The sequence below is a fragment of the Pseudomonas sp. TJI-51 genome, from assembly GCF_000190455.2.
Taxonomy (GTDB): domain Bacteria; phylum Pseudomonadota; class Gammaproteobacteria; order Pseudomonadales; family Pseudomonadaceae; genus Aquipseudomonas; species Aquipseudomonas juntendi.
In genome coordinates this window covers 1-9,731 of sequence record NZ_AEWE02000009.1, presented here as the reverse complement: position 1 = coordinate 9,731, position 9,731 = coordinate 1, and the positions used below count along the sequence as shown (strand labels likewise).

The following is a 9,731-nucleotide window of genomic DNA, read 5'->3' as shown; positions in this document are numbered from 1 at the left end:
CGGGCGGCGCTCGGTCTCACGGGCACCAAAAAATCCTGCGCTGACATTTATCTCAAAGCTTCTGATCAAAAGTTGGTCAAATCCTGAGCAATTTCCGATATAATTCGCGCCCCTCATTTTCGGCAGGCCCTGCGCGCGCTGTTAACCAATGAAACTCATCGTCAAAGTCTTCCCAGAAATCACCATCAAGAGCCGGCCGGTGCGCAAGCGCTTCATCCGCCAGCTCGGCAAGAATATCCGCAACGTGCTCAAGGACCTCGACCCTGAGCTTGCGGTGGATGGTGTGTGGGACAACCTCGAAGTGGTTACCCGCGTCGAAGACGAGAAAGTCCAGCGCGAGATGATCGAGCGCCTCACCTGCACCCCGGGTATTACCCATTTCCTGCAGGTAGAGGAATACCCGCTGGGTGACTTCGACGATATCGTCGCCAAGTGCAAGCACCATTTTGGCCACCTGCTGGCCGGCAAGCACTTCGCCGTGCGCTGCAAGCGCGGTGGTCACCATGACTTCACCTCGATGGACGTCGACCGTTACGTCGGCAGCCAGCTGCGCCAGCAATGCGGCGCTGCCGGCATCGCGCTGAAGAACCCCGAGGTGATGGTGCGCATCGAAATCCGCAACCAGCGCCTGTACGTGATCCACAACCAGCACAATGGCATTGGCGGTTACCCGCTCGGTGCGCTGGAGCAGACCCTGGTGCTGATGTCCGGTGGCTTCGACTCCACCGTGGCGGCCTACCAGATGATGCGCCGTGGCCTGATGACCCATTTCTGCTTCTTCAACCTTGGCGGCCGTGCCCACGAGCTGGGCGTGATGGAAGTGGCCCATTACCTGTGGAAGAAGTACGGCAGCAGCCAGCGCGTGCTGTTCATCAGCGTGCCGTTCGAGGAAGTGGTTGGCGAAATCCTCAACAAGGTCGACAACAGCTACATGGGCGTGACCCTCAAGCGCATGATGCTGCGCGGCGCCGCGCATATGGCCGACCGCCTGCAGATCGACGCATTGGTGACCGGCGAGGCGATTTCCCAGGTATCGAGCCAGACCTTGCCGAACCTGTCGATCATCGACTCGGCCACCGACAAGCTGGTGCTGCGCCCGCTGCTGGCCACGCACAAGCAGGACATCATCGACCAGGCCACCGAAATCGGCACCGCCGACTTCGCCAAGCACATGCCGGAATACTGTGGCGTGATCTCGGTGAACCCGACCACCCATGCCAAGCGCCACCGCATGGAGCACGAAGAAAAGCAGTTCGACATGGCCGTGCTGGAGCGCGCCCTGGAGCGCGCCAAGTTCATTTCCATCGACCACGTGATCGATGAATTGGGCAAGGACATCGAAATCGAGGAAGTGGCCGAGGCGCTGCCAGGCCAGATCGTCATCGACATTCGTCACCCCGACGCCCAGGAAGATCAGCCTCTGGTACTGGAAGGTATCGAGGTCCAGGCCATGCCGTTCTATGCCATCAACAGCAAGTTCAAGCATCTGGACCCCACGCGCCAGTACTTGCTGTATTGCGACAAGGGTGTGATGAGCCGTTTGCACGCACACCACCTGCTCAGTGAGGGACATGCCAATGTGCGTGTTTATCGTCCGACATAAGACGCCGGGGCTGTATGGCGGCAGTATCCGCCATCGCCCTCCCGACCGCCGGGCCCGCTGAGCCTTAAACAGTACATATTCGCCGCCTACACTGGGCGGCAACCGAATCCTCTGATCGAGATACACTTGTGATCGAAAATCTGCGTAACATCGCCATCATCGCCCACGTTGACCATGGTAAAACCACCCTGGTCGACAAACTCCTGCGTCAGTCCGGCACCCTGGAGCGTAACGAGCTCAACGACGAGCGCGTCATGGACTCCAACGACCAGGAAAAAGAGCGCGGTATTACCATTCTGGCGAAGAACACCGCCATCAACTGGAACGGCTACCACATCAACATCGTCGACACCCCCGGCCACGCCGACTTCGGTGGCGAGGTCGAGCGTGTAATGTCGATGGTCGACTCGGTGCTGCTGCTGGTCGACGCCCAGGACGGCCCGATGCCGCAAACCCGCTTCGTGACCAAGAAGGCCTTCGAAGCCGGCCTGAAGCCCATCGTCGTGATCAACAAGGTCGACCGCCCGGGCGCGCGTCCGGACTGGGTTCTGGACCAGATCTTCGACCTGTTCGACAACCTCGGTGCCACCGATGAACAGCTGGACTTCAAAGTCGTCTACGCCTCGGCCCTGAACGGCATCGCCGGTCTGGACCACACCGCCATGGGCGAAGACATGACTGCGCTGTACCAGTCGATCGTCGACAACGTACCAGCACCGTCTGTTGACCGTGACGGCCCGTTCCAGATGCAGATCTCCGCACTGGACTACAACAGCTTCCTCGGTGTTATCGGCGTTGGTCGTATCGCCCGTGGTCGCGTCAAGCCGAACACCCCGGTTGTCGCCATCGACACCAACGGCAAGAAGCGTAACGGCCGTATCCTGAAACTGATGGGCCACCACGGCCTGCACCGCGTCGACGTCGAAGAAGCTCAGGCTGGCGACATCGTCTGCATCAGCGGTTTCGACGAGCTGTTCATCTCCGACACCCTGTGCGCCCCAGACGCGGTAGAGGCGATGAAGCCGCTGACCGTTGACGAGCCAACCGTTTCCATGACCTTCCAGGTCAACGACTCGCCATTCTGCGGTAAAGAAGGCAAGTTCGTGACCAGCCGCAACATCAAGGACCGTCTGGACAAGGAGCTGCTGTACAACGTGGCCCTGCGCGTTCAGGAAACCGATTCCCCTGACAAGTTCAAGGTATCGGGCCGTGGCGAGCTGCACCTGTCGGTACTGATCGAAACCATGCGTCGTGAAGGCTTCGAGATGGCTGTTGGCCGCCCTGAAGTGATCATCCGCGAAGTCGACGGCGTGAAGCAGGAACCGTTCGAGAACGTCACCATCGACATCCCTGAAGAATCCCAGGGCAAGGTCATGGAAGAGATGGGCCTGCGTAAGGGTGACCTGACCAACATGGTGCCGGATGGCAAGGGCCGTGTTCGCCTGGAATACAACATTCCAGCCCGTGGTCTGATCGGCTTCCGTAACCAGTTCCTGACCCTGACCAACGGTGCAGGCATCCTGACCTCGATCTTCGACCGCTACGACACCATGAAGTCGGGCCAGATGTCTGGCCGCCTGAACGGTGTTCTGGTGTCGGTCGAAACCGGCAAGGCACTGACCTACTCGCTGGAAACCCTGCAGGCTCGCGGCAAGCTGTTCGTTGAACACGGCCAGGAGATCTACAACGGTCAGATCATCGGCCTGAACAGCCGTGACAACGACCTGGGCGTGAACCCGACCAAGGGCAAGAAGCTGGACAACATGCGTGCTTCGGGCAAAGACGAAGTTATCGCCCTGGTACCGCCAGTTCGCCACACCCTGGAACAGGCCCTGGAATTCATCCAGGACGACGAGCTGTGCGAAGTCACGCCTAAGTCGATCCGTCTGCGCAAGAAGATCCTGGACGAAGGCGAGCGTACCCGCGCTGCCAAGAAAGCCAAGAACTGAGTTAGCTCAGGCTGAATAAAAGCGCCCCCGGTCGAAAGGCCGGGGGCGTTTTTTTATGCTTGCAGAATTTGCGTTGGCCCTTTTCGCGGGCTTGCCCGCTCCCACAGGTACTGCACAGGCCTTGAGGATCGCGCAGATCCTGTGGGAGCGGGCAAGCCCGCGAAGAGGCCCTTGACGGCTAACGCTTAGCGCCCGACCACCTTGGGCTTGTACGCACAATACCCCGGCCGGGGGCCAACCTTGGGGTGGTTGCGGCAGGTGTCCGGGCGCTTGTCATAAATGGTGCACAGGCGGCTTTTGCGATCCAGATACATGCAGTCGTCGTTGCTCATCCGGGTCAGGGTGAAGATGCCTGACTTCTGGTTGAAGCGCTCGATGATGCCTTCTTTCTGCAAACGCTTGGCCACGTTCTTCGGCGGTTCGTCTTTCTCGAATTCATCGACTACGCCGATGCGGATCAGATCCTTGATCTTCACCTCTACCGGCAGGGTGCAGCAGGTCGAATGGCAGCCATGGCACATGTTGCTGGTGTAGCGCTGCCAGGTCTCCAGGCGGTCGACTTCGGCTGCGGCGATCAGGGTCGTTTTCATCTTTATCAGGGGCGGATCACGGTCTTGGGGCGCGCGATGATACCGGAATTGTTCAATTTATGAACAACCTTTTGCCGGAATCACCAAGTCGGCATGAAAACTGCGAACCGTAACTGTCTCTCCCTGTCGAAGGGTCTAGTCTGAACACTCTCCCTCCGCTTTCGTCAACTTGCCCGAGGATGCCCCATGTCCCAGGAACCTGAAGCTCGTGACGCCGAAGTCGCGGATTTTCGCGCTGCCGTACTGAACAAGCTGACCTATGCGGTTGGCAAGGACCCGGAGCACGCCTTCGACCATGACTGGTTCGAAGCCATCGCCCTGGCCGCGCGCGATCACATGGTCGACCACTGGATGGACCACACCCGCCAGGCCTACCGGCGTAGCCAGAAACGGGTCTACTACCTTTCCCTGGAGTTTCTGATTGGCCGCCTGCTCTACGACAGCCTGAGCAACCTGGGCTTGCTGGACATCGCCCGAGAGGCCCTGCAAGACCTGGACGTGGACCTGGAGCGCATCCGCCTGCTGGAGCCCGATGCCGCACTGGGCAACGGTGGCCTGGGGCGTCTAGCCGCCTGCTTCATGGAAAGCATGTCGACCCTGGGCATTGCCGCCCATGGCTACGGTATCCGCTACGAGCATGGCTTGTTCCGCCAGGCACTGGTCGATGGTTGGCAGCAGGAGCAGACCGAGAACTGGCTGGACTTCGGCAACCCGTGGGAGTTCGAGCGTGCCGAAGTGATCTACCCGATCAGCTTTGGCGGTAGCGTCGAAACGGTGCACGACAACCATGGCAACCAACGCCAGGTGTGGTCACCTGGCGAGACCGTGCGTGCGGTAGCGTACGACACGCCGGTGGTCGGCTGGCGGGGTTCGAGCGTCAACACCCTGCGCCTGTGGCGGGCACGGGCGCTGGAAGAGCTGCACCTGGAGCGCTTCAACGCCGGTGACCACCTGGGCGCAGTGGCCGAGGTGGCACGTGCCGAAAGCATTTCGCGGGTGCTGTACCCGGCGGACAGTACCGAGGCCGGGCAGGAACTGCGCCTGCGCCAGGAGTATTTCTTCGTATCGGCATCACTGCAGGACTTGCTGCGCCGCCACCTGAACCAGCATGACTCGCTGCTCAACCTGCCCGATGCGGCCGCCATCCAGCTCAACGACACGCACCCGTCCATTGCCGTGGCGGAGCTGATGCGCTTGCTGGTGGACCAGCACGAAATCCCATGGGACAAGGCCTGGGAGCTGACCGTCGGCACCTTGGCCTACACCAACCACACCCTGTTGCCCGAAGCGCTGGAAACCTGGCCGGTGGCGTTGATGGAGCGCATGCTGCCGCGGCACATGCAGATCATCTACCTGATCAACGCGTACCATATCGACAGCCTGCGTGCCAAAGGCCTGCACGACTTCGACGTGCTGCGGGCGGTGTCGCTGATCGAGGAAGACAACGGCCGCCGAGTTCGCATGGGCAACCTGGCATTCCTCGGCTCGCACAGCGTCAACGGCGTTTCGGCGTTGCACAGCCAGCTGATGAAGAGCACGGTGTTCGCCGAGCTGCACAAGTTGTATCCGCAGCGTATCAACAACAAGACCAACGGCATTACCTTCCGCCGCTGGTTGTACCAGTCCAACCCGCAACTCACCGACATGCTGGTGGAGGCGCTGGGGCCGGAGCTCAAGGACGACCCGGAGGGGCGCCTGGCCGGTTTGGTGCCGTTCGCCGACAAGGCGGGTTTCCGCAAGCAGTTCGCGGCTCAGCGCCTGCACAGCAAGCGTGCCCTGGCCAGCATCATCCAGGACCGCGTTGGCGTCACGGTCAACCCCGAAGCGCTGTTCGACGTGCAGGTCAAGCGTATTCACGAGTACAAGCGCCAGTTGCTCAACCTGCTGCATACCGTGGCCCTGTACCAGGCCATGCGCAACGACCCTGGCACCAATTGGGTGCCGCGGGTGAAGATTTTCGCCGGCAAGGCGGCGGCCAGCTACCACCAGGCCAAGCTGATCATCAAGCTGACCAACGACATCGCCCGGGTGGTGAACAACGACCCGACCGTGCGTGGCCAGTTGAAGGTGGTGTTCCTGCCCAACTACAACGTCAGCCTGGCCGAGAGCATCATTCCGGCTGCGGACCTCTCCGAGCAGATTTCCACGGCCGGTTACGAAGCCTCGGGTACCAGCAACATGAAGTTCGGCCTGAACGGCGCACTGACCATCGGTACCCTGGATGGGGCCAACGTGGAAATGTGCGAGCAGGTTGGTGCCGACAACATGTTCATATTCGGCCTGACCGCCCAGCAGGTCGAGGCGCGCAAGCGGGCGGGTGATTTTGGCGCCACGGCGGCGATTGCTGCGTCCAACCGCCTCAACGACGTACTGCAGGCGATTCGCAGCGGTGTGTTCTCGCCGGACGACCCTTCGCGCTACACCGGCTTGATCGATGGGCTGGTGGCCTATGACCGCTTCCTGGTATGTGCCGATTTCGATGCCTACTGGGATGCCCAGCAGCGCGTCGAGGACTTGTGGCACACGCCGGAGCAATGGTGGCGCATGGCGGTGCTGAACACGGCGCGGATGGGCTGGTTCTCGTCGGACCGGACCATTCGCGAATATGCTACGCAGATCTGGAAAGCGCTGGATTGAAGGTGCCTGCACCGCCTTCTTCACGGGCTCGCTCGTGAAGAAGGCGGGCGCCGACCACCGGCCTGGCACACGCTGAACTACCGACCTATTGTGCCGTCAGAGTGCCGTGGCGAGTCTCATCACTCGCTAGCCTGCAACTCTCCCTGTAAACTGCGGGGGTTTTTCATCTCCCCCATCCTTTCGGAGCCATACATGTCCCGCGTTACCCTGAGTCGCTATCTGATTGAGCAGACCCGCAGCAACAATACCCCTGCCGATCTGCGCTTCCTGATCGAAGTGGTGGCGCGTGCGTGCAAGGAAATCAGCCATCACGTGTCCAAGGGCGCCCTCGGCGGTGTGCTGGGCAGCATGGGCACGGAAAACGTGCAGGGCGAAGTCCAGAAGAAACTGGACGTGATTTCCAACGATATCCTGCTGGAGGCCAACGAGTGGGGCGGCCACCTTGCCGGCATGGCCTCGGAAGAAATGGACAACGCCTACCAGATTCCGGGCAAGTACCCCAAAGGCGCCTACCTGCTGGTCTTCGACCCGCTGGACGGTTCGTCGAACATCGACGTCAACGTGTCGGTCGGCACCATCTTCTCGGTACTGCGTTGCCCTAACGAGTACCTGAGCCAGAACGAAACCCTGAACGAAAACGCCTTCCTGCAGCCAGGCACCCAGCAGGTGGCTGCCGGCTACGCCATCTACGGCCCGCAGACCATGCTCATCCTCACCCTGGGCAACGGCGTGAAGGGCTTCACCCTGGACCGCGAGCTGGGCAGCTTCGTGCTTACCCACGAGAACATCCGCGTGCCGGAAACCACCGCCGAGTTCGCCATCAACATGTCCAACCAGCGCCACTGGGAAGCCCCGGTGCAGCGCTACGTCGGCGAGTTGCTGGCAGGCGAGACCGGCCCGCTGAAAAAGAACTACAACATGCGCTGGATCGCCTCGATGGTGGCCGACGTGCACCGCATCCTGACCCGTGGCGGCCTGTTCATGTACCCACGTGACGCCCGCGAGCCAAGCAAGCCGGGCAAGCTGCGCCTGATGTACGAAGCCAACCCGATGTCGTTCATCATCGAACAGGCCGGTGGCGCTTCTACCAATGGTTACGATCGCATCCTCGACATCAAGCCAGAAAGCCTGCACCAGCGTGTGTCGGTCATTCTTGGCTCGAAAGAAGAGGTCGAGCGCGTTACCGCCTACCACAAGGAGTAAGTCATGCTCGCACCTTGGCAGCCGTTGCTGGAATGGTGGTTCGGTTGGGGCACCAGTGCCCAGGCCGTGGCTGACGAGAAGAGCACGCTGTGGTTCGGCAAGCACCACGATGCCGAGGCCCATGCGCAGTTCGGTGAACTGGTGGAGCACGCCCTGGCCGGCGGGCTCGACGAGTGGCAGCAAAGCCCGCAGGGCTGGTTGGGCCTGTTGCTGCTGCTCGACCAGCTGCCACGCATGATCTACCGCGACACGCCGCGCGCCTTCGAGGGTGACCGGCGTGCCCAGGTGGTGGCCATGCAGGGCCTGCAGAAGGGCTGGGACTACCAGCTGCTGCCGATCCAGCGGGTATTCGTGCTGGTGGTGCTGGAGCACGCCGAGGTGCTGGACTGGCAAAACCTGTGCGTCGAGCGCTTTCAGGTGCTGCTGGGCGAACAGCCCGAGGCCAGCCGCCGGTTGTTCGAAGGCTTCCTCGACTACGCCGAGCAGCACCAGCGGGTGATCGCCCGGTTTGGTCGCTTCCCGCACCGCAACCTGGTGCTGGATCGCCCGAGCACCAGCGAAGAGATGGACTTCCTGCTGGAGCCTGGGTCCAGGTTCTGAGATGGCACGGCCCTGCTGCGCAGGCCATCGCCACATAAGGCCGCCCCTACAAGGGGCGGCTTTTTTATTGGCCGTTGACTAATGCTTTGTGATTAATCGCACAGTAGTGGCCATCCGACCAATGGTGTAGGGGTACGGGGGGCAGGGCAGGGAACAAAGGAGGGATTTTCACGTCGAAGGTCACTGCAGGCCACTCGCCTGTCTCATTTTCCCAGGAGTGTCCTTCAATGTCGTTGCGTTCCCTCGCCCTGTTGTCGCTGTGCGTCGTGCTGACTGCCTGCAGCAAGATCAACCAGGAAAACTATTCCAAGATCAAGGCCGGTATGAGCAAGGCCGAGGTCGAGCAGCTGCTCGGCACGCCGACCGAATGTTCCGGCGCGTTGGGCATGAGCAGCTGCACCTGGGGGGACGAGAAGAGCTTCATCAGCGTGCAGTATGCGGCTGACAAAGTGTTGATGTACTCAGGGCAGGGCCTCAAATGAGGCGTGTGTACCTGCTGATGGCGGTATGCCTGGCGGTGCTGCTGGGCGGTTGCGCAGGCTCTGTGCATGACCCGCTGGCGCCGAAAACCGCCGGCAACGTAGACCTCAAGCGTTACCAGGGCAAATGGTACGAGCTGGCACGCCTGCCCATGCGCTTCCAGGAGGGCTGCGAACAGTCCGAGGCCCATTACAACCTCAAGCCCGATGGCAGCTACGGGGTACTCAACCGTTGCCGCACCATGGGTGACGAATGGTTGCGCGCTGAGGGGCATGCCAATATCCAGGAGCCGGGCCATACCGATAAATTGTGGGTCGAGTTCGATAACTGGTTCACCAAGCTGGTGCCGGGCGTGGCGCGGGGTGAATACTGGATTCTGTACGTTGACGAACACTACCGCACCGCCATCGTTGGCAGCCCGGACCGCAAGTACCTGTGGATCCTGTCACGCACGCCGACCCTGCCGGCCTGGCAGCGCGAGAGCCTGCTGGCCAAGGCCCGTCAGCAGGGCTATGACACCAGCCGCTTGATCTGGCGCGCTTCCGACCAGCAGATCGTCAAGATGCATTGATGGCAGCATTGCCGGCCTTATCGCCGGCAAGCCATCTCTCATAGAACACTACATAACTTACTGATTTAGTAGGGTCCTTGTGGGAGCGGGCGTGTCGA

General features: G+C 61.1%; 8 protein-coding genes. 7 read left to right on the top strand and 1 reads right to left on the bottom strand.

The features are described 5' to 3' along the window. Nucleotides 1–148: 148 nt before the first annotated feature. Together thiI and typA are read left to right on the top strand one after the other, a co-directional pair. On the top strand, nucleotides 149–1,603 hold the full coding sequence (gene thiI, locus G1E_RS02220; protein WP_009681219.1) for a tRNA uracil 4-sulfurtransferase ThiI: 1,455 nt from the start codon (nucleotides 149–151) through the stop codon (nucleotides 1,601–1,603). A 128-nt stretch (nucleotides 1,604–1,731) separates the two neighbouring features. Then, nucleotides 1,732–3,552: a translational GTPase TypA gene (gene typA / locus G1E_RS02215; protein ID WP_009681218.1), complete on the top strand. Its 1,821-nt coding sequence runs from the start codon at nucleotides 1,732–1,734 to the stop codon at nucleotides 3,550–3,552. Nucleotides 3,553–3,737: 185 nt separating this feature from the next. Here typA and G1E_RS02210 read toward each other — a convergent pair whose 3' ends face one another. After that, a complete protein-coding gene (locus G1E_RS02210) occupies nucleotides 3,738–4,142 on the bottom strand; it encodes a YkgJ family cysteine cluster protein (protein ID WP_003249225.1) in 405 nt (134 codons plus the stop codon). 186 nt (nucleotides 4,143–4,328) lie between these two features. Here G1E_RS02210 and G1E_RS02205 point away from each other — a divergent pair, with 186 nt between their 5' ends. From G1E_RS02205 to G1E_RS02185, 5 genes are all read left to right on the top strand, one after another. Next, entirely contained in the window at nucleotides 4,329–6,779 is a 2,451-nt protein-coding gene (locus tag G1E_RS02205) for a glycogen/starch/alpha-glucan phosphorylase (RefSeq protein ID WP_009681217.1), read from the top strand. A gap of 192 nt (nucleotides 6,780–6,971) precedes the next feature. Then, entirely contained in the window at nucleotides 6,972–7,982 is a 1,011-nt protein-coding gene (locus G1E_RS02200; RefSeq protein ID WP_009681216.1) for a class 1 fructose-bisphosphatase, read from the top strand. Nucleotides 7,983–7,985: 3 nt separating this feature from the next. Further along, complete coding sequence (locus tag G1E_RS02195) at nucleotides 7,986–8,582, top strand: DUF924 family protein (protein WP_009681215.1); 597 nt, start codon at nucleotides 7,986–7,988, stop codon at nucleotides 8,580–8,582. Between the two features lie 227 nt (nucleotides 8,583–8,809). Beyond that, on the top strand, nucleotides 8,810–9,064 hold the full coding sequence (gene bamE, locus G1E_RS02190) for an outer membrane protein assembly factor BamE (RefSeq protein ID WP_009681214.1): 255 nt from the start codon (nucleotides 8,810–8,812) through the stop codon (nucleotides 9,062–9,064). Then, nucleotides 9,061–9,633: a lipocalin family protein gene (locus G1E_RS02185; protein ID WP_033690008.1), complete on the top strand. Its 573-nt coding sequence runs from the start codon at nucleotides 9,061–9,063 to the stop codon at nucleotides 9,631–9,633. The genes bamE and G1E_RS02185 overlap by 4 nt, the downstream gene beginning before the upstream one ends. Nucleotides 9,634–9,731: the final 98 nt, after the last annotated feature.

Coding starts and splice junctions, on each gene's coding strand:
- thiI (WP_009681219.1), top strand. CDS start 149: ATGAAACTCATCGTCAAAGTCTTCCCAGAAATCACCATCAAGAGCCGG.
- G1E_RS02210 (WP_003249225.1), bottom strand. CDS start 4,142: ATGAAAACGACCCTGATCGCCGCAGCCGAAGTCGACCGCCTGGAGACC.
- G1E_RS02205 (WP_009681217.1), top strand. CDS start 4,329: ATGTCCCAGGAACCTGAAGCTCGTGACGCCGAAGTCGCGGATTTTCGC.
- G1E_RS02200 (WP_009681216.1), top strand. CDS start 6,972: ATGTCCCGCGTTACCCTGAGTCGCTATCTGATTGAGCAGACCCGCAGC.
- G1E_RS02195 (WP_009681215.1), top strand. CDS start 7,986: ATGCTCGCACCTTGGCAGCCGTTGCTGGAATGGTGGTTCGGTTGGGGC.
- bamE (WP_009681214.1), top strand. CDS start 8,810: ATGTCGTTGCGTTCCCTCGCCCTGTTGTCGCTGTGCGTCGTGCTGACT.
- G1E_RS02185 (WP_033690008.1), top strand. CDS start 9,061: ATGAGGCGTGTGTACCTGCTGATGGCGGTATGCCTGGCGGTGCTGCTG.